Raw genomic sequence first — 24204 nt, forward strand, 5'->3', positions numbered from 1 at the left:
CTAAGCGATCGGGCCTGAGTGGTCGGCTCGAGCGGTTGTCGGTGGCCGCGGCTAGCGTCGCGGCATGCGCTACTCCGTCACGGTCGGTGCGGTCGGACCAGGACGCGACCCGCGCGGGCTCGCCGAGCTCGCGCGGGTGGCCGAGGACTCCGGCTGGGACGCGATGTTCCTCGAGGACTACCTCGTCTACCAGGGCGACGCGTCCCAGCCGACGTACGACCCGTGGATCTGCCTGGCGGCGATGGCGGTGGCCACCACGCGGATCAGGATCGGTACGACAGTGACGCCGCTGCCCCGGCGGCGGCCGTGGAAGGTCGCCGCCGAGGCGGTCGCGCTGGATCACCTGTCGGACGGACGGTTCGTGCTCGGGGTCGGGATCGGCGACCCCGGTGATCCCTTCCTGGACACCGCCGAGCCGAAGGTGCTGGCGGAGCTGCTGGACGAGGGGCTCGAGGTGATCGACGGGCTGTGGACCGGGGAGCCGTTCAGCTTTCACGGCAAGCACTACCGGCTCGACGGCGTGCAGCTCACCGCCCGTCCGGTGCAGCGTCCGCGGATCCCGATCTGGGTCGGCGGCAACTTGCTCGTGCCCGCGGTCCGGCGCCGCATCCTTCGCTGGGACGGCAGTTGTGCCTACAAGGGATCGACCGACGCACCGCAGCAGCTCACCCCGGACGACGTTCGCGCACTGCTGGCCGAACGCAACGATCCGGCGGCGTCCGACGTGAGCCTGCGCGGCCGTGGTCCGGCGGCGTTCGACGTGAAGGTGAGCCGGGGTGATCCGGCCGCGTTCGCCGCCGCGGGGGCGACCTGGTGGGGACGCTGGATCGCGCCCGCCGCCCCGGAGGAGACGCTCGCGATCATCCGGCAGGGGCCGCCGAGCCGTTGACAGAGCCGAGGGCGGGAGAGAGACTGCGGATGTTTTTAACGTTCAAAACGTTCGTGGGAGGGCGCCGTGGCTACCTTGAAGCAGGTCGCCGCGCACGCCGAGGTGTCGGTGCAGACGGTGTCGAACGCCCTGAACGCACCCCATCGCCTCCGCCCGGACACGCTCGAACGGGTGAACCGCTCGATCGAGTTGCTGAACTACCGGCCCAATCGTAACGCCCGCAGTCTGCGCACCAGCGCGGTCGAGCTGATCGGCTACTGCGTCCCGAGCTGGCCGAACCAGACCCACCTGGTGATGGACCAGTTCCTGCATGCGCTCTGCGCGGCCGCGGAGACCAGCGGCCGGCACATCCTGCTGTTCACCGCACCCGAGTCCGTCGAGGGCATGCCGACGTACGACGACCTGCACGCGCGCCGCCTGGTCGACGGGTTCGTGCTGTCGCAGACGCAGACCCACGACCCGCGGCACGGCTGGCTGAAGGACCAGCAGATCCCGTTCGTGTCGTTCGGCCGGGTGTGGGGAGCGTCCACCCAGCCCGGGCCGTGGGTCGACGTCGACGGGGCGGCCGGCTCCGCGATGGCCGTGCGGCACCTGCACGAGACCGGCCGGCGGCGGATCGCCTTCCTCGGCTGGCCGCACTCCTCCGGCCTGGCCGAGGACCGGCTCTCCGGCTGGCAGGACCAGTGCACGGAGCTCGGCCTGCCGACCGACGGTCTGGCGCGGCACTGTGCCGAGGACACCATCGACGAAGGCGCCCGGGCCACCGCCGGACTGCTCGACAGCGAGCAGCCCCCGGACGGGATCGTTGCCCTGAGCGACATTCTCGCGCTCGGTGCGTTGCGGGAGCTGGGCGATCGCGGGCTGACTGCCGGGGTCGATGTGGGCGTCACCGGGTTCGACGACTCGCCGCTGGCGTCCGTCGTCTCCCCGGGGTTGACCAGCCTCCGGCAACCGATGGACCAGATCGCTTCCGAGCTGATCGCCATCCTCACCGGCACTCAGGACGACGTGCCGGCCGAACGACTGCTGCAACCCGAACTGGTGATCAGGGGCAGTTCAGCCCCTGGCTGATGTGGTGCGTGCGCGCCGCAAGAAGGAGGACACCGCCATGACTCTCCGCCCAACAGTCAGACGCAGCACCGCCCCACCCCGCCGGGCCCGGCGTACGGCCGGCGTCGCGCTGCTCGCCGCAGCGACCATCCTGGCCGGCACCGCCTCCGCGACCGCCGGATCCACCCCATCGCAGGGCAATGCCGGGTCAACGTCGCCGCAGGCAACCACCGGGGCGACCAGCGGACCGTCGGAGCTCTCGGAAACCACCCGGCTGGCCGACCGGCGCTCGCTGGTCGTCGGCGACCGCGCGTACGCGATGGGCGACGAGACCGGCCTCTACCCCGCCACGGGCTGGCACATCCGCGGCGAGATGGGCGGCTTCTGGACGCAGCCGATCAAGCTCCTCGACGGACTCTGGTTCGGCCTCGACGGCGAGTGGCTCGGCAAGGACGTGGCGGCACAGAAGTACACCAGCGGCCACGGCTACAGCCGGATCGACTACTCCGGTGACGTCCGCGTACGCCGGACCGACTTCGTCCCCGACGGCGTCCGCGCGACCCTGGTCGGCCTGACGCTCGAGTCGACAACGGCGAAGACGGTCAAGCTCGACGTGGACGCGCACTCCGAACTGATGTCGTCGTACCCGTGGGGCTGGACGACCCCGAGCGCGGCCGACGCGAACCTGCCGGACACCGGTGCGTACGCCGCCGGCTCGTTGCGGTTCCGCGAGCAGGGCACGCCGTCGTACCCGAACGCGACCGCCCACGACTTCGCTGCGTTCGTCGGATCGTCCCTGCGTCCGACGAGCCACGCGCTCGGCCCGGACCATCGCGGCCCGCAGGATCCGGCGGTGATCTGCCCGGCCGACGGTACGACGCCCGCGCGCTGCGACGACTCGCTGGTCGGCAAGGGCACCGGCGGCCGGCTCACCTACGACGTCAAGCTCGCGCCCGGGAAGTCGAGGACCGTCTGGTTCGCGGTCGCCGGCTCGGACGACGGGGTGTCCGCCGCGCACCGTGAGTACCGCCGGGCGCTGAGCAGCCCGGAAGCGTTGCTGAAGGCAAAGGCCCGGGACCGCCGGCAGATCGACAGCATGTCCGCGGTGGACCTGCCTGGTGACCGGCTGCTGCAGCAGAGCGTCGAGTGGAGCAAGCAGAACCTCGCGGACTCGGTGCAGGAAGCCCGCAACCTGCGCATCCGCGATGTCAACGAGGGCAAGGACTACCCTGCCCCGGCCGGCACGGTCGAGGCCGCGCGCTGGTTCGGCGCGGGGTTCCCGGACTACCCGTGGATCTTCGCGACCGACGGTGAGTACATGGCCTTCGCCGCGGTCGCGGCCGGTCAGTTCGACACCGTGAAGGAACACCTGCGCGCGCTCCGGGACATCAGCGACCTCCTCAACGACCGCAGCGGCAAGGTCGCGCACGAGGTGGTCCCGACCGGCGACGTGTACTTCGGCTCCAACCAGAGCGCCGGGAACACCGACGAGACCGTCAAGTTCCCGAGCGCGGTCGCGCTGCTGTGGCGATGGACCGGCGACGACCGCTTCCGGGACTCGATGTACGACTTCAGCGTCCGCAACCTGCAGTACGTCTACCGCGAGCTGGACGAGGACGGCGACGGCTGGCCGGAGGGTCTCGCCAACGTCGAGCGCAGCGGGATGGGTGTCGAGAAGCTCGACAGCACCGTGTACCTCGCCCGCGGTCTGCGCGACCTCGCCGACCTGGCCGCGTCGAAGCGCGACCGGAAGATCCAGCAGTGGGCGACCGCCCGGGCCGACGACCTCGAGTCCCGGTTCGAGGCGCAGTGGTGGGTCCCGCAGGCGATGGGGTACGCCGATTCCGTCGACGACCCGGCCGACCCGGCGAACGACAACACGCCGATCTTCCAGCGGCACTGGATCGGCGTCACCCCGATGGAGGCCGTGCTGAACCGTCCTGGTCGGCCGGACGCGCCGTTGTCCTCGGCCGAGCACGCGGCGATCGCCCTCGACCAGCGCGAGAAGCCTTGTTACACGGGCGAATTCGGGCTGTACCACACGGGCACGGGGCCGACCTCGGATCCGGCCGGCAACCCGGGCCCGTCGTGCGATCCGGTCGTCTCGCAGGTGAAGAGCGAGCGCGCGATGTTCGGCCTGAACACCGCGATCATGGCGGTTGCTGAAGGCAACTACGGTCGCCTGGGCCGGGACCAGCAGCAGGTGTACACCACCGGCAACGCACGGATCCAGCTCGACCCGACGGTGTGGGAGACGCCCGGTGCGATGCCGGAGATCGCGCCGTCACCCGACGCGCCGGCGAACATCGGCCGGCCGTTCTACGACCGGTCGATGGCACTCCAGGCGTGGGGCGCGTACGGCATCCTGTGGCCGGTCGTGCACCAGCAGCTGGGCGTGGCCCCGGACCTCGGGTACCGCACGCTCGCGGTGGTCCCGCAGCTCCCGGAGGGCCAGCAGAAGGTGGCCGGAAGCAACATCCGGGTCGGCCGCGGCTCGGTCGACGTGTCCGCACGCCTTGCAGGCAACGAGTTGCGGACCGACGTGAAGGTCAGGGGCGTCGGCGCGAAGACCACGGTCGGCGCTGTCCTCCCGACCGGCGCGACGGTGAAGCGGGTCACGCTGGACGGCCGCTCGGCGTCGTACAAGCTGGTGACCACGGCGCGTGGAGTGGAGGTGCACGTCGCGGCCCGCGGTTCGTCCTCGGCGCTGCGGATCACGCTGAACTGATTGCTTGATTCAGACCCCGGCCGGCGCACAACCGTTCTGTGCGCCGGCCGGCTTGTCGTCGGTAACGACACGGAGCGGTGCCGATAAGCGCACAGAAGCGGGGCCCCTCCGAGTATGAGTCGGAGGGGCCCCGCATAGCTGAAGGAAGGTGACGTCTCCAGCCTCCCGAACGGGTCCGTTGGGCCGGCAGACCCCGTCACCGGTCTACCTCGGTGGGGATCCCCACCGCTAGGGTCCTCGGTTTCCGTTCGACCCGCCGCTCGGATCAGAAGCGGCGTGTCGACATTTCTACCGCCGCCCCCCAGGGCCGCACAACCCTTTCCAGCCAAGAGATTTCGTCAATTCGCGAGCCACCGCGTGTCGTCCACAGTGACCACGCAACCATCCACAGAAATGTTCCGGGTTATGCACACCCCCTGTGCATAACCCGGGCTCAGCCCTTCGCCGGTTTCAGCGCCAGCGGCCGCAGCAGAAGGTAGCCGACGTACACACCGAGTGCACTGACCACCAGGATGGTGGGTACGGCGACAGCGAGTGGCGGCCGCCGGTAGCCGACGCTGTCGAGCGCGTCCGCGAGCCACTGGGCGATCAGCAGGAACTCGGCCGCGGCCGCCGGCAGGATCGACAGCGGCAGCAGCGCGACGCCACGCCAGAAGCCGAACCGGTAGAACGTGATCCCGAGCAGCCAGCCCGCCGCCTCGTGCGACAGGATCAGCAGGAAGAACTCGGTGAAGATCAGCCCCGCCTGCGAGGCGTCGGTGAACAGGTGCGGGTTCTCCAGCGTCTGCGACCAGCCCCGCCAGCCGTAGACCAGGTGCTCGAGCTGGTACACCACGACCCACAGCACCGCGGTCGCGACCGCGGCACCGGTCAGATAGATGCCTGCGGCAATGGAAAACATCCGGCGGGTGACGCCCTGCGCGATCAGCAGGGTGAAGTACGCCGGGGCGATGCTGATGCCGATCGCCATCGAGAAGTACTTCGGCGACTGGGTGCCGTAGTCCCACACGCTGTGGTCGATCCCGCCGGTGGCGAGCTGGAACGCGACCCCGCCCACGCCGAACGCGACCAGCATGACAATCCAGTAGCCGCCGAGCATCGGCCGAGTACCGGTGATCACCGCCAGCAGCACCTGCCGCAGCCGGTTCACCGCGGTCGTCCCGCGCGGCAGCGCCGGCGGACGCTCGAGTACGGCGCTCATCGCCGCCCTCCCTGTCCGTTGGACGTGAGGTGCACGAAGAGGTCCTGGAGACCGACCGGGCCGATCTCGAGACCGGCCGCCCGGGCCTGCGCGAGGAGCGCCGGGTCGAGGTCGCCGAGCACCGTGGTCGACTTGGTGCCGCCGAGCTTCTCCTCGGCGAGCACGGTGAACCCGCCGGTGAACTCGTCCACCACCGCGGCCGGGCCGACGATCGACGCACCGCGGCCGCGGAGCGCGTCCACCGGTGACTGGGTGACGAGCCGGCCGCGGTCGAGGATCACGACCTCCTCGAGCATCGGGCTGACCTCGCTGACCAGGTGGGTCGACAACACGATCGTCCGCGGCACCTCGGCGTAGTCGGTGAGCAGGGCGTCGTAGAACAGGTTGCGGGACGGCACGTCCATGCCGAGGTACGTCTCGTCGAACATCGTCAGCGGCGCGCGGCTGGCGAGCCCGAGCACGACGCCCAGCGCGGACTTCTGCCCGCGGGACAGCTTCTGCACCTTCTTCGTCGTCGGGACCTCGAACCGGTCGAGGAGCTCCTCGGCCAGGTCGCCGTCCCAGTACGGACGCAGGCTCGCGGCCAGGCCGAGCACGTGCTTGACCGGTGCCGCGTCGACCAGGTCGCCCGACTCCCGGATCAGGCAGACCCGGCTGGTGACGACCGCGTTCTCGTACGGCTCGGCCGCCGTACCGAGGTCGCCGCCGTCGATCAGGACCCGGCCCTCGTCCGGTCGGCGGAACCCCGCCAGCACGGCGGCCAGCGTGCTCTTCCCGGAACCGTTCCGGCCGAGCAGCCCGTGGATCTTGCCCGCCGCCAGCCGCAGGTCGAGCCGATCCAGTGCCGGCACCCCGGCGAACCGCACCGACAGGTTCTCCGCCCGCGCGCCCAGCGCATACCCCGTCGCGGTGGCCGGCTCGGCGGATTCGAGCATCTGGTTGGTCATCAGGCGTCTCCGTAGATCGTGTCTGGTGATCCCGCGCCGTAGCGTGCCGAGTGCCGCGCAGTAGGTGCGGGATCACCAGACACGATCTGAGTGCGGATGTGCTGGACGACGTCTGTGAGAGGTACGCCGATGGCCTTGGCCTCGCGGATCATCGGGTCGACCACGTCGGCGAAGAACGAGTCGCGCCGACCGGTGCGGAGCAGGTCCCGCGCGTTCGGGCTGACGAACATGCCGATCCCGCGCTTCTTGTAGAGCACCCCCTCGTCGACCAGCTGGGCGAACCCCTTGGCCGCCGTGGCCGGGTTGATCCGGTAGAAGGCGGCGTACTGGTTCGTCGACATCACCTGCTCGTCCTCGGCGAGGACGCCGGTGACGATGTCGTTCTTGATCTGCTCGGCGATCTGCAGGTAGATCGGACTCCGGTCGTCGAACATCACCGCCTCCTCTCCGCGGTCGAAAGGTTCGTAGGTTCATTACTTGAGTAACGAACCATAGCACCGGCTGGGGCAAGCCGGTCAACCGGCTTCGTGCGACGACGCCTGCAGCGCCTTCTTCAGCGCCGGCACCACCGGGCCGACCCTGACCGCCAGTTGCGCGATCCGGTCCTTGTGCCGCTTGCGCTGCTCCTTGGTCACGACCGTCCGCAGGTCACCGGTAGCGGCCAAGGTGATCACCGCCGCGTCCCGGACGTCGATCCGGGTGACCAGCCGGGCGGGCCGCAGGGTGTCGGTGGCGTTCCGCAGCAACTGGCGCCGGACGAGCGGATGCCGCAGCGTCACCCGGTACGTCGGGAAGACGCCGAGAGCACGGTAGTGCTCGACCTTGATCAGCCGAGCGCTTTCGAGCTCGTCCCGGACGTCGCGGACGATCCGGCCGTGCCGGCGGTCGATCCACGTCCGCCACTTCCGCGGACCGATCCGGCGGATGTCCTTCAGCACCTCGGCCAGCACCGGGTCGGCCGGCGCGGCGGCCTTGGTCACCCGGGCCCGACTGTTGTCGTCGGCAAGGTTCCCCCGCAGTTGGAGATCCACGAGCGCGGCCGCGCGGAGGATCCGCCCGAGTCGGCCCCACCGGCCGGTCAGCCGGCCTGTCCGCGGATCGTAGGCGAGCAGGAAGAGCCGTGCGGCCAGGGTGTCCGGGGCCTTGACCCGGCCGAGCGCGACCACCCGCCGCCGGCTGACGGCCGGCCGGCGCGGCAGGGTGCCGCGGGCACCCCGGACGAGAGTGAGATGACTACCGCTGCTGCTACTCATCGTCTTCCTCCTTGGCCGGGCGGCCCGGACGGCGTTGCTTGCCGACCCCGGACGGGAGCCGGCCGGCGTCCGCGAGCGCCCGGCGGAGCAGGTACTCGATCTGGGCGTTGGTGCTGCGCAGGTCGTCGGCTGCCCAGCGGGCCAGCGCGTCATGCACCACGGGATCCAGCCGGAGCAGGATCTTCTTGCGTTCGACGGCCACGACGGCCGCTCACTGGTACAGCGAGCCGGTGTTGACCACCGGCTGGGCGTCCCGGTCGCCGCACAGCACTACCATCAGGTTGCTGACCATGGTCGCCTTGCGCTCCTCGTCCAACTCGACCACGTCGTGCTCGGACAGCCGGGCCAGGGCGAGCTCGACCATGCCGACCGCCCCCTCGACGATCCGCTGCCGGGCCGCCACCACGGCGCCGGCCTGCTGGCGGCGGAGCATCGCCTGGGCGATCTCCGGCGCGTAGGCCAGGTGGGTGATCCGGGACTCGATCACCCGGACCCCGGCGGCCTGCACGCGGGCGCCGATCTCGGTCGACAGCGTCTCGGTGATCTCGTCGGTGCTGTCCCGCAGCGACAGCCCGCCGTCGTCGGAGTGCACGTCGTACGGGTAGCTGTTGGCGATGTGCCGGACCGCGGTCTCGGTCTGGATCGCGACGAACTCGACGAAGTCGTCCACCTCGAACATCGCCTGCGCGGTGTCCTCGACCTGCCAGACCACGACCGCGGCGATCTCGATCGGGTTGCCGTCGGCATCGTTCACCTTGGCCACCGCGGTCTCGTGGTTGCGGATCCGGGTGGAGACCTCCTTGCGGGTGGCGATCGGGTTCACCCAGCGCAGGCCGTTGGTCCGGATGGTCCCGGCGTACCGCCCGAGGATCTGCAGCACCCGCGCCCGCCCCGGCTGCACCGGCGTCAGTCCGGCGGCCACGATCACCCCGGCCACGAAGACGACGATCGACACCACGACCAGCGCACCCTGCGACTGCCCGGCGCCGACGATGAACAGCACCACCCCGGCGACCACCAGCACGAACGCCAGCCCGGCCATCGGCCACCCGTTGATCTCCCGCGCGGCCCGCTCGGTCACCTTCGGCGCCGGCATCTCGACCGCCACGTCCAAGTCCGTCATCACTGCTCCTCTCGAATAGCTGAAAGGTAGCATTGTGATATCACATTTTCAAGGCGGCTCTCCGGTTCGCGACGCGGCCCGCGGTCAGAGCGGCTGCGCGAGAGCGGTCAGGTGGTGTTGCCAGGTGGTCGACCGGGAGTTCGGGAGCGGGTCGATCGCGGAGTCTGACCAGGCGTGCACGGGCCGGATGCCGTGCAGGGCGTTTAGGAGCCACACCTCGGTGGACCGGAGGTCGGCGGCCGTGCGGGCTCGCTCGGCCGTCTCGACGCCCTGGCTCGCGGCGATCCCGCGGAGCAGCCGAGCGGTGACCGACGGCAGCAGCGGGCGGTCGGCCGGCGGGAAGCAGAGCGTGCCGTCCTCCCACCACGCGACGGCGGAGTACGCCGCCTCGAGGACGACGCCGTCCTGGTCGCGCAGCAGGATCTCGTCGGCCCGGTGCGCGGCCGCCTCCCGCAGCTTCCCGAGCAGTTCCAGGTCCGGACCCTTCACCCGCGGCGCCGTCCGTGGGTCGGGCCCGTCGTGGACGACGACCCGGACCCGGCCGCCGGCCGGCGGTGCGGGCCGGAGCTGGACCGCCAGCTCGCCCGACGTCCGGAGCTCGAAGCGCGGGAACCAACGCCCGAACCCGGGCAGCCGGCCGACCTGGTCGCTCCAGAACGCCGTCGCGTCCACGCCCGCCGCCGCACACGACCCGGCGAACCGTTCCCGGTGCAGCTCGAGCCCCCGGACCCTGCCGTTGGCGACCAGGAACGAGTCCACCACCTGCACACCACTCATCTCCCCCACCCTTCGGCCGCGGCGTTCCCGCCGACGGCTGCTGTTGCCTTCAGCACCATTTCGTCGTACTCCGCGACCGGCTCGGAGTCGAGCACGATCGCCCCGCCCGCGCCGACCACGGTCCCGGACGGCGTCAGCACCGCCGTCCGGATGACCACGCTCAGGTCGGCCCGCCCGTCCACGGTCAGGTAGCCGAGCGCTCCCGAGTACACGCCGCGCGCACTCCACTCGAGCTCGTCCAGGATCTCCATCGTCCGGATCTTCGGCGCCCCCGTCATCGACCCCGGCGGGAAGCACGCCCGGACGGCGTCGACGGCGGACACCCCGGCCCGCAGCCGGCCGCGCACGGTGGTCACGAGCTGGTGGACGGTCCGGTAGCTCTCGACCGCCATCAGCTGCGGCACGTGCACGGTGCCCGGTTCGCTGACGCGGCCGAGGTCGTTGCGGATCAGGTCGACGATCATCAGGTTCTCGGCCCGGGTCTTCTCGTCCTCGGCCAGCGCCTTGGCCGCCAGCTGGTCGGCCGCCGGGTCCGGGTCCCGCGGCGCGGTCCCCTTGATCGGCCGGCACTCGGCCCAGCCGTCCGCGTCCACGGTCAGGAACCGTTCCGGCGACGAGCTGGCGACGGCGAGGTCGCCGTACCGGAGGAAGGCGGCGTACGGCGCCGGGTTGTGCGCCCGCTGCCAGAGGAAGAACTCGAACGGGTCGGGCACCGCCGGCAGGCGCACGCGGTTCGTCAGGCAGACCTCGTACGTCTCGCCCGCCTCGAGCGCGGCCCTGCACCGGGCAATCCCGTCGAGGTACGTCGCCCGGTCCTGCTCCAGGTGGGCCTCCAGGTCGAGCCGGGCGATCGCCGGCTCGTCCACGCCGGACATCGACCAGTGGGCCGTGATCCGGGCCGCCCGGTCCAGCCAGCCGTCGTCGGCGGTGTCGACGCTGACCAGGTAGCTGACGTCCCGGTCGTGATCGATCACGACGAACCGGTTCGCCCAGATCCACAGGGCGTCCGGCGTCGGCGCCTCGTGTTTCGCCGCTCCCCCGGTCAGCGCCTTCAGCTCGTAACCGAAGTACCCGACGTAGCCGCCGGCGAACACGCCCGCCAGCTCCTCGGGTACGTCGCCCGGCCGGGCGGCCCGGTCGGCGATCAACCCTTGCAATTCGGCGAACACGTCGCCGTCGGCAACGTCCCGGACGACCACCTGCGCCGCGCGCCCGAGCGTCGTACCCAGCACCGAGACCCGCCGGGCCGCGCGGTCGGTGAGGCTGCCGTCGAGCCAGAACGCGACGGGTTCGCCGGCCAGCAGCTCGCGGTAGACCGTCTCACCGTCGAGCGCCCGGTCGACCCTCCGGACGAACCACCGCAGCGCACTCACAGGCACACGGTACCGACCGCGGGCCTGCTCCGGGGCCGGCGATCAGGTCCCGGTCAGGGCGAGCTTGGTGCGCATGGCGGTGATCCGACGGATCGGGATCGCGACCTCGAGGCCGTCCTTCGACTCGGCCCGGTCGGCGAGCCAGCCGGCGGCGGTGTCCCGGCGGACGTCCGGCGTACCGGGCAGGTAGAGCGCGTCGACCAGGCGCTGGGCGTCGTCGCGGGTACGGATCAGGTAGACGTACCGCTCGCGCTGGCTCTCCATCACGTGGAACCCGGCGTGGTGCAGCTTGTCCTTGAGCTCGGTGATCTCGCCACCGGCCGGGAACTGCGGGGTCGAGCGCAACCGCGTGGTCAGACCGCTCAACGTGCGGATGTCACCGCGCCGGAGCGGTCGCACGGCCGGCACGATCGCGGCCAGTACGCCGCCTCGTCGCAGCACCCGGGCCGCCTCGGACAGGACCGCGGGCAGCGGCTGCAGGACGGCGAGCCCCATCGAGCAGGTGACGACGTCGAAGACCTCGTTCGCGAACGGGAGATGCAGCGCGTCCGCCTGCACCTTCGGGCCCGGTGCGCCGGCCAGCTGGGCCGGGTTGTTGTCGACGCCGACGACCCACCGCCCGTACAGCTCCCGCGCGACCGGACCGTTGCCACAGGCCAGGTCGAGGACCCGGCGGGCCTCGCCGGACACGGCCCGCACCAGCCAGCGGTACGGCGTGTGGTCGCCTGCTACCGCACGGGACAGCAGGGCTTCGGTGCTGCCCGGAGCCGCGGTGTGGAACTCCCGCAGGTACTCCGGCCAGTCGATCTCGTTCTCAGGCATCGCGGAGAGAGGCTACCTCGTGCGCACACCCTGTACAGCATCGAGCGCTGAGTGTGCGCGGTCTTAATACAGCTTTGAACGTCAGACCCGGCTGACGAAGATGTGCCCGGCCGTCTCGTCGCTGATCACGCCGCCGGCCTCCCGGCTGCCGACCAGGACGCCCTCGGCGTCGAGGGTGGAGTCGACCTCGCGGCCCGGCAGCGCACCGGCCTTGCGCAGCACGGCCATCGCACCGTCGTCGGTCTGCACCGGCTCGGCGATCCGCCGGACCAGCACCCGGACGCTGTCACCGGTCGCGCCGTCGAGCACCTTGTCCAGCGGCTCGACACCGATCCGGAAGTCCTCGATGCCGCTCGCCTGGCCGTCCTTCTGCAGCTCCTCCAGGCCCGGGATCGGGTTCCCGTACGGCGACTCGGTCGGGTTGTCCAGGATCTTCAGCAGGCGGAGCTCGACCGCGTCGCTCATCACGTGCTCCCAGCGGCAGGCCTCCGCGTGCACGTCCTCCCACTCCAGCCCGATCACGTCCACCAGCAGGCGCTCGGCCAGGCGGTGCTTGCGCATCACCCGGACCGCCTGCTTCCGGCCGACCTCGGTGAGCTCGAGGTGGCGGTCGCCCTCGACCGTGACGAGCCCGTCGCGCTCCATCCGCGCCACCGTCTGGCTGACCGTCGGACCGGACTGGTGCAGCCGCTCGGCGATCCGCGCGCGCAGCGGCAGGATGCCCTCTTCTTCCAGCTCGTAGACGGTCCGCAGGTACATCTCGGTGGTATCGATCAGCTCGCTCACGACAACCATTCTCGCCTATGCAGGCAAGCCTCACCCAATCGGCGACTACGAGCGGGTACCGATGGAGGATGCGGAACGAGACAGCGGTGATGTGGTTCCGGCGCGATCTCCGGCTCGCCGACAACCCGGCGTTGCTGGACGCCTGCGCCGCCGGGGACGGACGGGTCGTCGGGGTGTTCGTGCTGGATCCCTTGCTCTGGGACCGTTCCGGGGACCAGCGCCGTGACCACCTGACCGCCTCGCTGCGGAGCCTGTCGGAGTCGATGGGCGGCCGGCTCGTCGTCCGGCGGGGTGATCCGGTGCGGGTGATACCTGAGCTCGCCGACGAGGTGGGTGCCGCCAGTGTCCATGTCAGCGCGGACTACGGCCCGTACGGGCAGCAGCGTGACCAGGAAGTTGAAGGCGCATTGAAGTGTCCACTGGTCGCGACCGGTTCGGCGTACGCGGTCGCGCCGGGCCGGGTGCTCAACCAGCAGGGCAGTTCCTACCAGGTGTTCACGCCGTACTTCCGCGCCTGGCTCGAGCATGGCTGGCGCAAGCCGGCCGACGCGCCCTCCGACGTGACGTGGGTCAAGGCCGACGGCTCGGACCTGCCCGACGCGACGGCGACCGGAGCCGGCGAGCAGGCGGCCCGGGAGCACTGGCACGACTACCTGGAGGAGGTCGGCGGGTACGACGACGAGCGGAACCGGCCCGACCTCGACAGCACCTCGCGGATGTCGGTCCCGTTGAAGTACGGCGAGATCCACCCGCGGACGATGCTCGCCGACCTCGCCCGCAAACGCAGTGCCGGCGCGGAGGCGTACCGGCGGGAGCTGGCCTGGCGGGAGTTCTGCGCGGACCTGCTCGCGCGGTATCCGCAGGCGGCCTGGAAACCGTTGCGCCCGGAGTTCGAGCGGATGGTGTACGACGACCCCGGCGACGCGTTCGAGGCCTGGTGCGCGGGCCGGACCGGGTTCCCGTACATCGACGCCGGGATGCGGCAGCTCGCCGAGTCCGGCTTCATGCACAACCGGGTGCGGATGGCGGTCGCGTCGTTCCTGGTCAAGGACCTTCATGTGCACTGGAAGTTCGGTGCCCGCTGGTTCATGCGGCGGCTGCGCGACGGCGACCTGGCGTCGAACTCGCTGAACTGGCAGTGGGTGGCCGGCTGCGGCGCGGACCCGGCGCCGTACTTCCGGATCTTCAACCCGGTCGGGCAGGGCCTGAAGTTCGACCCCGACGGTGAGTACGTCCGGCGCTGGGTGCCCGAACTGCGGCAGCTCGAAGGCAAGGCGGTGCACGAGCCGTGGAAGTACGGCGGCGTCGAGGGCTACCCGGAGCCGATCGTCGACCACGCCGAGGCCCGCCGCGAGGCCCTGCGCCGGTACGAAGCCATCCGCTGACGTCCTCGGCTCTTGACTCGGTGTCGACGCTTACCCCTATAGTGCTAGTTACCTAGATGAATGGGGTAATCGATGATCGAGTTCCATCTGGACGGCCGGTCGGGGGTCTCGCCGTACCAGCAGATCGTCCAGCAGGTCCGGAACGCGTTGCGGCTCGGCCTGCTCCGGGAGGGGGACCAGTTGCCGACCGTCAAGGACGTGGTCGCGACGCTGGCGATCAACCCCAACACCGTGCTCAAGGCGTACCGCGAGCTCGAGCACGAGGGCCTGGTCCAGGCCCGGCCCGGCCGCGGCACGTTCGTCACCCGCACGCTGACCGACAACAGCCTCGCCGCCCACGGCCCCCTCCGCCAGGACCTGCGCCGCTGGCTCGCCAAGGCCCGCAAAGCCGGCCTCGACGACGAGAGCATCGAGGCGTTGTTCCTGACAACCTTTCGGACCGCCGCTCAGGAGGACATAGCATGACCGCCGTCCTGCAGGCCCACGGGTTGGGGAAGCGGTACGGGCGCCGGTGGGCGCTGACCGATTGTGAGCTGGAGGTTCCGGCCGGACATGTGGTCGGGCTGGTCGGGCCGAACGGGGCGGGCAAGAGCACGTTGCTCAACCTGGCGGTCGGGATGATCACCCCGACGACCGGGACCGTGGAGGTGCTGGGAACCGCGGCCGGGGTGGAGCAGGCGAAGGTCGGGTACGTCGCCCAGGACACGCCGACGTACAGCCGGCTGAGCGTGGCCGACCACCTGAAGCTGGGAGCCCGGCTGAATCCGGCGTGGGACGATTCCCTTGCCCAGCAACGGATCCAGAGCCTCGGGTTCGACCTCAAGCAGCGTGCGGGCAGGCTGTCCGGCGGTCAGCGGGCGCAGCTCGCACTGACGCTGGGCCTGGCCAAGCGTCCCGAGTTGCTGATCCTCGACGAGCCCGTCGCGGCCCTCGATCCGCTGGCCCGGCGCGAGTTCCTGCAGGACCTGATGGAGGCGGTCGCCGACCAGAAGCTGAGCGTCGTGCTGTCCTCGCACCTCGTCTCCGACGTCGAGCGGGCCTGCGACTACCTGATCGTGCTGGTCGGGTCCCGGGTCCAGGTCAGCGGCGAGATCGACACCCTGCTCGCCACGCACTACCGGCTGACCGGACCCCGGCGGGCCGCCAAGGACCTCCCCCGGAATCAGCACGTGGTGACCGAGAGCCACACGGACCGGCAGTCGACGTTCCTGATCCGGACCGAGCAGCCGATCCTCGACCCGGCCTGGTCGGTCAGCCGGCTCACCCTCGAAGACCTGGTGCTGGCCTACATGGGCCGCACCGCCCCGGCCCAGCCGGAGCGCCCGCTGCTGGAGGTACAACGATGATCTGGCTGACCTGGCGGCAGTTCCGCGTCCAGTTCCTGGTGGTCGCCGCGGTCGTCGCCGCCGCGATCGTCGTCCTGGCCGTCACCGGGCCGGGCCTCGCGGACGACTACCGGCGACTTACGACCGAGTTCATCCGCAACCTCGCCTTCGAGCGGCTCAACCCGAATCTCTACTACGTCGGCCAGGCCCTGCTGTACGCCGTTCCGCCGGTCGTCGGCGCCTTCTGGGGCGCACCGCTGATCGCCCGGGAGCTGGAGACCGGGACGCACCGACTGGTCTGGAGCCAGAGCATCGGCCGGCGCCGCTGGCTGGCGACCAAGGTCGGGATCGCCGGCCTGAGCGCGATCGCGATCACCGGCCTGCTCAGTCTCGCGGTCACCTGGTGGTCCGACCCGATCGACGACGCGCTCAACGCCGGCCAGGACTCGAACACCTACCTGCCCCGGATGTTCCCGCCGGTCTTCTCCGCCCGCGGCCTGGTCCCGGTCGGGTACGCCGCCTTCGCGTTCGCCCTCGGGGTCGCGGTCGGTCTCGTCGTCCGCCGTACCCTGGTCGCCCTCGCGGTCACGCTGGCCGTGGTGATCCTGGTGCAGATCCTGACGCCGACGTTCGTCCGGCCGCACCTGCTCGCGCCGACCGACCGGATGATCGTGGCGTCCGCGGAGAACATCCGCGGCTTCATGCTCGACGGGTCGGGGCCGGATCCACAGGTGAAGCAGATCGAGGTCGCGACCGGTGTCGTCGGCGCGTGGAAGCTGTCCGACGAGACCGTCGACAAGTCCGGCAAGGCGCTGAGCATGCTGCCGTCGTGGACGATCGAGTGCGAGCCGGGTCCGCCGCCGCACCTGCGCCAGGAAACGGCACCCAACCCGAAGCGGGACGCCTGCTTCCAGCGACTGGCCGACGAGGGCTACCGGCAGCACGTCCGCTACTTCGCCGCGGACACCTTCTGGTCCCTGCAGTGGCGCGAGTTCGGCCTGTTCGTGCTGCTGGCTCTCGGGCTGACCGGGTTCAGCTTCTGGCGGATCCGCCGCGACCTGTCCTGAGCCGTCGTCCGAGCAGGGCAACCGCGAGCAGGGCGGCGGCCACGACGGCCGAGGTCCAGGGCAGAGTGACCGCGAGGACGACGCACCCGGCCAGGCCGACCGCGTTGACGGCGCGAGGCCAGCGACGTTGGTCGGCCGGCTAGGTGAACGCGGACGCGTTCGCGATCGCGTAGTACAGCAACACTCCGAACGACGAGAACCCGATCACCCCGCGGAGATCGGTCGTCAGCACCAGCACCCCGACGACCACGGCCAGCGCGAGCTCGGCGTGGTGCGGCACCTGGAACCTCGGGTGTACGGCGGCCAGCCACGTGGGCAGATCCTGGTTGCGGGCCATAGCCAACGTGGTCCGGCCGACGCCGGCGATCAGGGCCAGCAACGCGCCAAGGCTGGCGAGCGCCGCGCCGATCCGGACCACGGGCTCGGCCCAGGCGACGCCGACCGCCTCGGCCAGGGGTGCGGTGGTCGTCGCCGGGTCGAGCACGCGCAGGAGCGCGACGCCGATCAGCAGATAGATGCCAATGGCAAGGAACAGCGCGATCGTGATCGCCCGCGGGATAGTACGCCGAGGGTCTCGGACCTCCTCGCCCATCGTCGCGATCCGCGCGTAGCCGGCGAACGCGAAGAACAGCAGGCCGGCCGCCTGCAAGACCCCGTAGACGGACGCCTCCGCGAGCACCGGCACCTCCCGGTGCGACTCGGCTCTGAACAGCAGCACCAGCACGAGCGCGAGCACCACCAAGGTGCACGACACCAGGATCCTGGTGAGCCGGGCCGTCCTGGTCACCCCGCGATAGTTGACCGCCGCCAGCCCGGCCACTGCCAGCAGCGCGACCAGTCTGCGCAGCCAGCCACCGCCGGGCACGACGTACGTGGCGAACGTCAGCGCCATCGCCGCGCACGACGCCGTCTTCCCGATGACGAAGCACCACCCGGCCGCGAACCCCCACCACTCCCCCAGCCGCTCCCGCCCGTAGACGTAGGTACCGCCCGAGACGGGGTAGACGGCCGCCAACTGCGCCGACGACACCGCGTTGCAGTAGGCAACCACCGCGGCGATGACCAGTCCGATCAGCACCCCGGATCCGGCGGCGTGGGCGGCCGGGGCCCACACCGCGAACACCCCGGCGCCGACCATCGAGCCGAGGCCGATGACGACCGCGTCGCCCAGCCCGAGGCGTCGCGCGAGCGCCGGCCGGGCGGCCATCAGACTGCCTTGAGCACACCCAGGAGGCGGGCGACTTCGGCCGCGACGGCATCGCGGGCCGGGCCGAGGTACTTGCGGGTATCGACCAGCGACGGGTTGTCGGCGAGGGTACGGCGGACCGACCCGGTGAACACGTTGTTGAGGTGGGTGGCGATGTTGACCTTGGTCATGCCCGCCTCGACCGCCCGGGTGAGGTCGGGGTCGGCCACCCCTGAGGACCCGTGCAGCACCAGCGGTACGGCGACCGCCGCGCGGAGCTCGCCGATCAGGTCGAAGTCGAGGGTCGCGGTGCGCTCGGTCATCGCGTGCGACGAGCCGACGGCGACCGCGAGCGCGTCCACCCCGGTGGCCTCGGCGAAGGCCACCGCCTCGTCGGGCCGGGTGCGGGCGCCGGGAGCGTGGACACCGTCCTTGCCGCCGACCTCGCCGATCTCGGCCTCGACGAAGACCCCGTGGTCGTGGCAGAAGGCCGTGACCTCGGTGGTGGCCGCGACGTTGTCGGCGTACTCGAGCTGCGAGGCGTCGTACATGACCGAGGTGAAGCCGAGGGAGACGGCCTCGGTGACCAGGTCGCGGTCCATCGCGTGGTCGAGGTGGACGACGACGGGGACGGTCGCGGCCGCCGCGGCGGCCAGGGTGGCCACGCCGATCGGCTTGAGCGCGCCGTGGTACTTCACCGCGTTCTCGCTGATCTGCAGGATGACCGGTGCGCCGGCCTGCTCGGCGCCGGCGATCAGCGCGGTCGCGTGCTCCAGCTGGATCACGTTGAACGCACCGATCCCGCGACCGGCCTTGGCGGCGGCGAGCACGACCTCGGCCCCGGAAACCAACGGCATGACTGCTCCTTCTAGTTGACGGCGACCTGGGGCTGCCAGCGCCGGTACGCGGCGAGATCGATGTCTCCGGCAACCGGTGTGAGGACCGCGGCGGCGGAGGCGGCGACGGCGGATTTCAGCACGGCCGGCCAGTCCGGCTCAGGCGACTCCGCGACCGCGGCGGCGACGACCGCCGTACAGGCGTCACCCGCACCGGTGGGGTTGCCGGAGACCGTCTCGACCGGGAGCGCACGCCAGACGCCCTTGTTGCTGGCAGCAACCATTCCACGGGATCCGTCGGTGATCACGGCCGCGGCCGCGCCGAGCCGGACCAGCTGCCGGGCGCCGTCCTCGACCGAGGTGTCACCGAGCGCGTCCCGCAACTCGGCCGCATTCGACCGCACCACCGCTCCGGCCTTCGCGGCGGCGGTGAGCGCGTCGCCGCCGGCGTCGATCACGGTCAGTACGTCGTGATGCCGGGCCCGGACCGCGAGCTCGGCGTACGCGTCGGCCGGCAGCCCCGGCGGCAGACTGCCCGAGCATGCCAGCACCTTGAGCCGTCTCCACGGCATCCGGTCGAGGAACGCCCGCCACTCGTCCGCGGTCACCGCCGGACCGGCCTCGTTGAAGATGGTCGCGTCCCCGTCGGCACCGTTGACGATCGCCACGGTCCGGCGTGTCTCGCCGGCGATCGGGGTCAGCAGCGCGGTCAGCCCGGCGTCGAACAGCTCCTCGGCGACGAGCTCGCCGGTGACGCCGCCGACGAAGCCGAGCACGAGCACCTGGTGCCCGAGGGTCGAGGCGACCCGGGCGACGTTCACGCCCTTGCCGCCGGCCCGCTGCCGGAGCGCGGCGACGCGGTGGCTTCCACCCAGCACGACCGAGTCCACCTCGTAAGTGACGTCCAGCGCCAGGTTCAGCGTGACGGTGCCGATCATGGTCCGATCAGTCCAGCCACGACCCGGCCCGCATCACCTTCTGGACGGCGTACTCCGCGTCCAGGAGCACCAGGTCGGCCCGCTTGCCGGTCTCGATCGCGCCGACGTCGTACCAGCCGAAGGTCTGGGCGGGCGTGGTCGAGGCCATCCGGGACGCGTCCACCAGCGAGACCCCGGCCTTGACCGCGTTCGCGTAGGCGACGTCCATCGTCAGCGTGCTGCCGGCGATCGAATGCGAGCCGTGCGCGAGCGTCACCAGCCCGTCCTTCACGTCCACCTCGAGGTTGCCGAGCTTGTACCGGCCCTCCGGCATCCCGGTGGCCTCCATCGCGTCGGTGATCAGCGCGATCCGGTTCACGCCGGCGGCCGCGAGCGCGACCCGGACGACCTGCGGATCCACGTGCAGGCCGTCGTTGATCACCTCGAGCAGCAGCCGCTCGTCGTTGATCGCGGCGCCGACCGGACCGGGGTCGCGGTGGTGGAACGGCCGCATCCCGTTGAACAGGTGGGTCGCCACCGTCGCCCCGGCGTCGGCCCCGGCGATCATCTGCTCGTACGTCGCGTCGGTGTGCCCGAGGGCCGCGACCGCACCGGCGTCGACGACCTGCCGGATCGCCTCCAGTCCGTTCTCGAGCTCGGGCGCGATCGTCACCATCCGGACGACGTCGCTCAGCACCTTCGCCAGGTCGTCGGTGAGCGGCGGGCGCAGCAGCGTCGGCTCGTGCGCGCCGCACCGGGCCTCGGACAGGAACGGCCCTTCGAGGTGGACGCCGGCGATCACGCCGTCGGCGACCAGCTCCGCCAGGCACGCGGTCTGCGCGACCAGGTCGTCCAGCGGCGAGGTCACCAGGCTGGCCAGCGTGGTCGTGGTCCCGTGCCGGGCATGGAAGGCCGCGACCTTCCGCGCCTCCTCCGGATCGGTCGTCGAGTACGTCGACCCGCCGCCACCGTGGGTGTGGAGGTCGACGAACCCCGGCACGACCGTCACGTCACCCAGGTCCTCCGGCCGCTTGCCGTCGGCGGGCATCCCTTCCGACCGCCGGCCGAAGGCGCGGATGTCCTCGTCGACCACCTGGATCCAGGCGTTCTCCAGCACGTCGTCCGGCGTGACCAGCCGGCCCACCCGATAGGTCGTCATTCGGCGTCCTCACTCTCGTCGGCGGCGACGCGGTCCCAGGCCATCTGGGCGGCGCCGAGGCAGCCGGCCTCCTCACCCAGGACCGCGGCGACGATCTCCGGCTCGCGCTGGAAGGTCAGCCGGGCGTGGATGCCGTCGCGGAGCGGCTGCAGCAGCGTCTCGCCTGCTCCGACCAGTCCACCACCGATCGCGATCCGGGTGGGCGCGACCAGGGTGGTGTAGAGGACGAGCGCGTCGACGAGGACCCGGAGCGCGTCGTCCCAGACCTGGGCGGCGTCGGGGTCACCGGCCGCGAGCAGCTCCAGCACCTCGCGGGCGCCGTCCACGGTCCGTCCGGTGCGGGCGCCGTACCGGCGGGCGAGGGCGGCGGCGGAGGCGACCGTCTCGAGGCAGCCCCACTGGCCGCAGGCGCACTGCTCGGCGGCGTCGCCGTGGACGAACCGGGTGTGGCCGAGCTCACCGGCGTACCCGTCGCCGCTGACCAGCGAGCCGTCGACCACCATCGCCGCGGCGATGCCGGTGCCGAGCGGGAGGAACATCGAGTTCGTGGTGCCGGCCAGGGCGCCGTGGCGCAGCTCGGCGTACCCGCCGGCGCGGACGTCGTGGGCGAGCACGACCGGAACCTCCTCGCCGACCGCCTCGGTCAGCGCGGCCAGTACGGGCGTCCCGACCCAGGCCAGGTTCTCGGCGCTGACGGTGCCGGTCGCGGCGTCGATGACACCGGGGACGACCACGCCGATCGCGCGCACCCGGTGACCGTCGGCGGTCGCCTTCTGGCCGAGCTCGACGACGGCCTCGACGAGCGCGTCCAGGATGGCGCGGCCGCCGCCCCGCGGATCGGGCACGGCCCGGGGAGTCGGCCTGGTCTCGCGGTGCACGACGGCACCGTCGGCGGCGACCAGGCCGCACTTCATCCGGGTTCCACCGAGATCGACGGCGACCACGACTTCACAGGGCTCCACGGAGCGCCATTATGCAGCGTTACCGGGCAGTCTGAACATCCATGAGCAGTCCATGGACACGGTTGCACCAGACCAATCGCGGCGCTGGTTCGGTTGCGTCCGAAGATCCGCGGGCAGGGCGCCGCGGGTAATCGGCCGCCACCGGGTCAGGCGCGCAGCCCCCGGTCGAACGCCGCCACCAGGAACGCGACCAGGTTCTCGGCCAGTTTGCCGGAGTTCTCCGCGTCCTCCAGTCCCGGTGCGCGTGACAGCGCCTGCGACTGGTGCAGGGCGAGCAGGCCGAGCATGTTCACGTACCCGAACGCGACCGCGTCCGGAGTCGCGTGCGGCAGCGCGGCCTGGAGCGCGGCCAGGTACCGCGCCTCGATGGGATCGGACTCCGCGGCGTACAGCTCGCGGATCCGCTGGCTCGGATCGAAGGCGATCCGGCCGATGAACCGGGCCACCACCGCACCGCGTTCACCGCGGCGCAGGACCAGGTCGAGCCCGGGCTCGATGAACGCCCGGATCAGCTGCTCCGGGTTGGGCCGGCCATTGGCCTCCAACTGGTCCAGCCGCCGCCTGCGCTCGGTGTTGACCGGCGCCATCGCGCGGGCCACCGCCGCCCGCAGCAGCGCTTCCTTCGAGCCGAAGTGATAGTTCACCGCCGCGATGTTCGCGGCTGCCGCGACCGTGATGGCGCGCAGCGAGGTCCCTTCGTAACCCCCTTCTCCGAATCGTTGCTCAGCGACGTTGAGCAACCTCTCCCGGGTCGATTCGACCGGCGTTTCCACAGAGTTCTCCTTCCCCCCGGCCACTGCTTGCTCAGGCACCCCACCTGCTCACTCGCCGTAGCCTGCAGTCAGCATAGTTCAAACGGTCGTTTGAACAGGAGTACTCAGCTCAGTTATCGCCGAGAATTCCTCAGATTTCTCTGAAACTCCTTCATTCCCATCGGGATCGCTACTCACACCTCTGTCATTCGGCTGGTTGCCCCGGTCTCCTTGTCTCGGGCTCGGGACGGCCCGGCAGCGCCGAATCGGTGACCGTGTGTGGCAACACGAACGACTGACCGTGAACGACTAGGGTCGAGGGCCATGAACGATGCGGTGTGGATCGCGAGGCGGTTCCAGGGACCGGAGAGATCCGGGAACGGCGGGTACGTCGCCGGCCGGGTGGGGACCGTGCTCGCGCGGGCCCTCGACGACGGCCGGGTGCCGCAGGTGACGCTGCGGATGCCGCCGCCGCTCGAGCGGGACCTGGACCTCGTCGCCGGCCACGAGGACGCCCGGTTGCTCGACGGGGAGGCCGTGGTCGCGTCCGCCGTACCGGTCGCTGCGGAGGTCCTCCACGACGCCACGATCGAGCCGGTGGGGCCGGAGGAGGCCGCGGCGGCGGAGGCGTCGTACCGCGGTCTGACGAACCATCCGTTCCCGACGTGCTTCGTGTGCGGGCCGGCGAACGACGGTGGCCTGCACCTCAAGCCCGGTCCGATGGGTGACGGGCGGACGGCGTGCACCTGGAAGCCGGCCGCCGATCTCGCGACCGGCGGCGACGGTCTGGTGGACGCGGTCTTCCTCTGGGCCGCGCTCGACTGCCCGGGCGGCTGGGCGATCGACCTCGAGGGCCGGCCATCCGTGCTGGGTCAGCTCACCGCGTGCATCGACGCGCGCCCGCAGGCCGGCGAGGCGTGCGTGGCCCTCGGTCGCTACCTCGGCGAGGACGGCCGCAAGACGTTCACCGCGAGCACCCTGTACGACGCCGACGGCCGGGTGCTCGCCCGGGCGCGGCACACGTGGATCACCGTCGACCCGGCGTTGTTCAACTAACGGGCGCGGGCGGCGTGGGCGCGGACCTTCGCGCGGTTGCCGCAGGTGGCCATCGAGCACCAGCGACGGCGCCCACGAGGATCCAGGAAGAGCCAGCCGCACGACTCCCCCGGACAGATCCGGATGTGCGCCCTCGACGGTCCGGTGAGCAGCTCACCCGCGTGCAGGGCGACGTGGTCGAGCGGCTGCGCGAGGTCCTCCGGCAGCTCCCAGGCGGCGCCGTCGTCCGTCGGCACGAGCTGCCGTCGCCCGGAAGCCTTCTCGACCACCCGGGCGACGGCCTCGAACGCGTCAGCGCCCGCCTGGCCGGTCAGTACGTCGTACAGGTCGGCCCGGAACTCCAGGGCCGCGGTCAGCCGGCGGGCCGCCTCCGTCGGTTTGCCGCTGGCCTGCTCGATCAGGCGGAACACTGTCGCCGGCGGCAGCAGGCCGACGTACGAGCTCCAGATCAGGAAGGCCTCGTACGACGTCAGCCACTCGGTCCGGGCCGGGCCGGGAGTGGTCCAGTCGGACCGGGTGTTGACGAAGTCGAGCACCGGGTCCGCGCCGACCGGCTTGGGCAGGACGACGCCCTGCACGAGCTCGAGGTGCGACGGCAGCCCGTTCATCG

Annotated in this window: 25 protein-coding genes; 8 read left to right on the plus strand and 17 right to left on the minus strand. The window is 71.2% G+C overall.

Annotated features, from left to right (window positions below):
* The first annotated feature begins 64 nt into the window (after window positions 1-64).
* The 3 genes from ACQPYZ_RS29930 (at window position 65) to ACQPYZ_RS29940 (ending at window position 4667) form a co-directional block, all read left to right on the plus strand.
* Complete coding sequence (locus tag ACQPYZ_RS29930) at window positions 65-889, plus strand: LLM class flavin-dependent oxidoreductase (RefSeq protein WP_433161969.1); 825 nt, start codon at window positions 65-67, stop codon at window positions 887-889.
* A 66-nt stretch (window positions 890-955) separates the two neighbouring features.
* Window positions 956-1960: a LacI family DNA-binding transcriptional regulator gene (locus tag ACQPYZ_RS29935; protein ID WP_433161970.1), complete on the plus strand. Its 1005-nt coding sequence runs from the start codon at window positions 956-958 to the stop codon at window positions 1958-1960.
* A gap of 37 nt (window positions 1961-1997) precedes the next feature.
* On the plus strand, window positions 1998-4667 hold the full coding sequence (locus ACQPYZ_RS29940; RefSeq protein WP_433161972.1) for a glycogen debranching protein: 2670 nt from the start codon (window positions 1998-2000) through the stop codon (window positions 4665-4667).
* Between the two features lie 433 nt (window positions 4668-5100).
* Here the strand turns inward: ACQPYZ_RS29940 and ACQPYZ_RS29945 are convergent, their stop codons facing one another.
* The 10 genes from ACQPYZ_RS29945 to ACQPYZ_RS29990 form a co-directional block, all read right to left on the minus strand.
* On the minus strand, window positions 5101-5868 hold the full coding sequence (locus ACQPYZ_RS29945; RefSeq protein ID WP_433161974.1) for a hypothetical protein: 768 nt from the start codon (window positions 5866-5868) through the stop codon (window positions 5101-5103).
* The gene (locus ACQPYZ_RS29950; RefSeq protein WP_433161975.1) at window positions 5865-6815 is read right to left on the minus strand and encodes an ATP-binding cassette domain-containing protein; all 951 of its coding nucleotides are present in this window, start codon (window positions 6813-6815) and stop codon (window positions 5865-5867) included. The genes ACQPYZ_RS29945 and ACQPYZ_RS29950 overlap by 4 nt, the downstream gene beginning before the upstream one ends.
* The gene (locus ACQPYZ_RS29955; RefSeq protein ID WP_433161977.1) at window positions 6815-7249 is read right to left on the minus strand and encodes a GntR family transcriptional regulator; all 435 of its coding nucleotides are present in this window, start codon (window positions 7247-7249) and stop codon (window positions 6815-6817) included. The genes ACQPYZ_RS29950 and ACQPYZ_RS29955 overlap by 1 nt, the downstream gene beginning before the upstream one ends.
* A gap of 81 nt (window positions 7250-7330) precedes the next feature.
* On the minus strand, window positions 7331-8068 hold the full coding sequence (locus ACQPYZ_RS29960; protein ID WP_433161978.1) for a GOLPH3/VPS74 family protein: 738 nt from the start codon (window positions 8066-8068) through the stop codon (window positions 7331-7333).
* Window positions 8061-8270 (minus strand): hypothetical protein, encoded by a 210-nt coding sequence (locus ACQPYZ_RS29965; RefSeq protein ID WP_433161979.1) that lies wholly within the window; start codon window positions 8268-8270, stop codon window positions 8061-8063. Before ACQPYZ_RS29965 ends, ACQPYZ_RS29960 begins: the two co-directional genes overlap by 8 nt.
* A 9-nt stretch (window positions 8271-8279) precedes the next feature.
* Window positions 8280-9191: an SPFH domain-containing protein gene (locus ACQPYZ_RS29970; RefSeq protein ID WP_433161980.1), complete on the minus strand. Its 912-nt coding sequence runs from the start codon at window positions 9189-9191 to the stop codon at window positions 8280-8282.
* A gap of 84 nt (window positions 9192-9275) precedes the next feature.
* Window positions 9276-9968, minus strand: coding sequence for an aminotransferase class IV (locus ACQPYZ_RS29975; protein ID WP_433161982.1), 693 nt, complete (start codon window positions 9966-9968; stop codon window positions 9276-9278).
* Entirely contained in the window at window positions 9965-11341 is a 1377-nt protein-coding gene (gene pabB / locus ACQPYZ_RS29980) for an aminodeoxychorismate synthase component I (protein WP_433161983.1), read from the minus strand. Before pabB ends, ACQPYZ_RS29975 begins: the two co-directional genes overlap by 4 nt.
* A gap of 42 nt (window positions 11342-11383) precedes the next feature.
* Window positions 11384-12163, minus strand: coding sequence for a class I SAM-dependent methyltransferase (locus ACQPYZ_RS29985; protein ID WP_433161985.1), 780 nt, complete (start codon window positions 12161-12163; stop codon window positions 11384-11386).
* A gap of 81 nt (window positions 12164-12244) precedes the next feature.
* The gene (locus tag ACQPYZ_RS29990) at window positions 12245-12958 is read right to left on the minus strand and encodes a metal-dependent transcriptional regulator (protein ID WP_433161986.1); all 714 of its coding nucleotides are present in this window, start codon (window positions 12956-12958) and stop codon (window positions 12245-12247) included.
* A gap of 59 nt (window positions 12959-13017) precedes the next feature.
* Here ACQPYZ_RS29990 and ACQPYZ_RS29995 point away from each other — a divergent pair, with 59 nt between their 5' ends.
* The 4 genes from ACQPYZ_RS29995 to ACQPYZ_RS30010 all read left to right on the plus strand — a co-directional run bounded on the left by ACQPYZ_RS29995 (window position 13018) and on the right by ACQPYZ_RS30010 (window position 16726).
* Window positions 13018-14334, plus strand: a complete 1317-nt coding sequence (locus ACQPYZ_RS29995; RefSeq protein WP_433161988.1) for a cryptochrome/photolyase family protein — start codon at window positions 13018-13020, stop codon at window positions 14332-14334.
* 72 nt (window positions 14335-14406) lie between these two features.
* Window positions 14407-14799, plus strand: a complete 393-nt coding sequence (locus ACQPYZ_RS30000; protein WP_433161991.1) for a GntR family transcriptional regulator — start codon at window positions 14407-14409, stop codon at window positions 14797-14799.
* The gene (locus ACQPYZ_RS30005; RefSeq protein ID WP_433161993.1) at window positions 14796-15680 is read left to right on the plus strand and encodes an ABC transporter ATP-binding protein; all 885 of its coding nucleotides are present in this window, start codon (window positions 14796-14798) and stop codon (window positions 15678-15680) included. Before ACQPYZ_RS30000 ends, ACQPYZ_RS30005 begins: the two co-directional genes overlap by 4 nt.
* Window positions 15677-16726: an ABC transporter permease gene (locus ACQPYZ_RS30010; protein WP_433161995.1), complete on the plus strand. Its 1050-nt coding sequence runs from the start codon at window positions 15677-15679 to the stop codon at window positions 16724-16726. The genes ACQPYZ_RS30005 and ACQPYZ_RS30010 overlap by 4 nt, the downstream gene beginning before the upstream one ends.
* 139 nt (window positions 16727-16865) lie before the next feature.
* Here ACQPYZ_RS30010 and ACQPYZ_RS30015 read toward each other — a convergent pair whose 3' ends face one another.
* The 6 genes from ACQPYZ_RS30015 to ACQPYZ_RS30040 form a co-directional block, all read right to left on the minus strand.
* Window positions 16866-17933, minus strand: a complete 1068-nt coding sequence (locus tag ACQPYZ_RS30015) for an APC family permease (RefSeq protein WP_433161997.1) — start codon at window positions 17931-17933, stop codon at window positions 16866-16868.
* Entirely contained in the window at window positions 17933-18769 is an 837-nt protein-coding gene (locus ACQPYZ_RS30020; protein ID WP_433161999.1) for a class II fructose-bisphosphate aldolase, read from the minus strand. The genes ACQPYZ_RS30015 and ACQPYZ_RS30020 overlap by 1 nt, the downstream gene beginning before the upstream one ends.
* Before the next feature lie 11 nt (window positions 18770-18780).
* Window positions 18781-19686 (minus strand): 1-phosphofructokinase family hexose kinase, encoded by a 906-nt coding sequence (locus ACQPYZ_RS30025; protein WP_433162001.1) that lies wholly within the window; start codon window positions 19684-19686, stop codon window positions 18781-18783.
* A 7-nt stretch (window positions 19687-19693) separates the two neighbouring features.
* Entirely contained in the window at window positions 19694-20824 is a 1131-nt protein-coding gene (gene nagA / locus ACQPYZ_RS30030; RefSeq protein ID WP_433162004.1) for an N-acetylglucosamine-6-phosphate deacetylase, read from the minus strand.
* Window positions 20821-21786: an ROK family protein gene (locus ACQPYZ_RS30035; protein ID WP_433162006.1), complete on the minus strand. Its 966-nt coding sequence runs from the start codon at window positions 21784-21786 to the stop codon at window positions 20821-20823. The genes nagA and ACQPYZ_RS30035 overlap by 4 nt, the downstream gene beginning before the upstream one ends.
* A 146-nt stretch (window positions 21787-21932) precedes the next feature.
* Complete coding sequence (locus tag ACQPYZ_RS30040; protein WP_433162008.1) at window positions 21933-22559, minus strand: TetR/AcrR family transcriptional regulator; 627 nt, start codon at window positions 22557-22559, stop codon at window positions 21933-21935.
* Window positions 22560-22862: 303 nt separating this feature from the next.
* Between ACQPYZ_RS30040 and ACQPYZ_RS30045 the strand changes: the two genes are divergently transcribed.
* Window positions 22863-23594, plus strand: coding sequence for a hypothetical protein (locus tag ACQPYZ_RS30045; RefSeq protein ID WP_433162010.1), 732 nt, complete (start codon window positions 22863-22865; stop codon window positions 23592-23594).
* Here ACQPYZ_RS30045 and ACQPYZ_RS30050 read toward each other — a convergent pair.
* Window positions 23591-24202 carry a CGNR zinc finger domain-containing protein gene (locus ACQPYZ_RS30050; protein ID WP_433162012.1) on the minus strand — a complete coding sequence of 204 codons (612 nt, stop codon included), beginning with the start codon at window positions 24200-24202 and terminating at the stop codon, window positions 23591-23593. The genes ACQPYZ_RS30045 and ACQPYZ_RS30050 overlap by 4 nt on opposite strands.
* Window positions 24203-24204: the final 2 nt, after the last annotated feature.

The sequence above is a fragment of the Kribbella sp. CA-247076 genome, from assembly GCF_050942445.1.
Taxonomy (GTDB): domain Bacteria; phylum Actinomycetota; class Actinomycetes; order Propionibacteriales; family Kribbellaceae; genus Kribbella.

Excerpts from the sequence above, each read along its gene's own strand:
- ACQPYZ_RS29930 (WP_433161969.1), top strand. The coding sequence starts at position 65 with ATGCGCTACTCCGTCACGGTCGGTGCGGTCGGACCAGGACGCGACCCG.
- ACQPYZ_RS29940 (WP_433161972.1), top strand. The coding sequence starts at position 1,998 with ATGACTCTCCGCCCAACAGTCAGACGCAGCACCGCCCCACCCCGCCGG.
- ACQPYZ_RS29945 (WP_433161974.1), bottom strand. The coding sequence starts at position 5,868 with ATGAGCGCCGTACTCGAGCGTCCGCCGGCGCTGCCGCGCGGGACGACC.
- ACQPYZ_RS29950 (WP_433161975.1), bottom strand. The coding sequence starts at position 6,815 with ATGACCAACCAGATGCTCGAATCCGCCGAGCCGGCCACCGCGACGGGG.
- ACQPYZ_RS29955 (WP_433161977.1), bottom strand. The coding sequence starts at position 7,249 with ATGTTCGACGACCGGAGTCCGATCTACCTGCAGATCGCCGAGCAGATC.
- ACQPYZ_RS29960 (WP_433161978.1), bottom strand. The coding sequence starts at position 8,068 with ATGAGTAGCAGCAGCGGTAGTCATCTCACTCTCGTCCGGGGTGCCCGC.
- ACQPYZ_RS29970 (WP_433161980.1), bottom strand. The coding sequence starts at position 9,191 with ATGACGGACTTGGACGTGGCGGTCGAGATGCCGGCGCCGAAGGTGACC.
- ACQPYZ_RS29975 (WP_433161982.1), bottom strand. The coding sequence starts at position 9,968 with ATGAGTGGTGTGCAGGTGGTGGACTCGTTCCTGGTCGCCAACGGCAGG.
- ACQPYZ_RS29985 (WP_433161985.1), bottom strand. The coding sequence starts at position 12,163 with ATGCCTGAGAACGAGATCGACTGGCCGGAGTACCTGCGGGAGTTCCAC.
- ACQPYZ_RS29990 (WP_433161986.1), bottom strand. The coding sequence starts at position 12,958 with ATGGTTGTCGTGAGCGAGCTGATCGATACCACCGAGATGTACCTGCGG.
- ACQPYZ_RS29995 (WP_433161988.1), top strand. The coding sequence starts at position 13,018 with ATGCGGAACGAGACAGCGGTGATGTGGTTCCGGCGCGATCTCCGGCTC.
- ACQPYZ_RS30000 (WP_433161991.1), top strand. The coding sequence starts at position 14,407 with ATGATCGAGTTCCATCTGGACGGCCGGTCGGGGGTCTCGCCGTACCAG.
- ACQPYZ_RS30005 (WP_433161993.1), top strand. The coding sequence starts at position 14,796 with ATGACCGCCGTCCTGCAGGCCCACGGGTTGGGGAAGCGGTACGGGCGC.
- ACQPYZ_RS30010 (WP_433161995.1), top strand. The coding sequence starts at position 15,677 with ATGATCTGGCTGACCTGGCGGCAGTTCCGCGTCCAGTTCCTGGTGGTC.
- ACQPYZ_RS30015 (WP_433161997.1), bottom strand. The coding sequence starts at position 17,933 with ATGGCCGCCCGGCCGGCGCTCGCGCGACGCCTCGGGCTGGGCGACGCG.
- ACQPYZ_RS30020 (WP_433161999.1), bottom strand. The coding sequence starts at position 18,769 with ATGCCGTTGGTTTCCGGGGCCGAGGTCGTGCTCGCCGCCGCCAAGGCC.
- ACQPYZ_RS30025 (WP_433162001.1), bottom strand. The coding sequence starts at position 19,686 with ATGATCGGCACCGTCACGCTGAACCTGGCGCTGGACGTCACTTACGAG.
- nagA (WP_433162004.1), bottom strand. The coding sequence starts at position 20,824 with ATGACGACCTATCGGGTGGGCCGGCTGGTCACGCCGGACGACGTGCTG.
- ACQPYZ_RS30045 (WP_433162010.1), top strand. The coding sequence starts at position 22,863 with ATGAACGATGCGGTGTGGATCGCGAGGCGGTTCCAGGGACCGGAGAGA.
- ACQPYZ_RS30050 (WP_433162012.1), bottom strand. The coding sequence starts at position 24,202 with ATGAACGGGCTGCCGTCGCACCTCGAGCTCGTGCAGGGCGTCGTCCTG.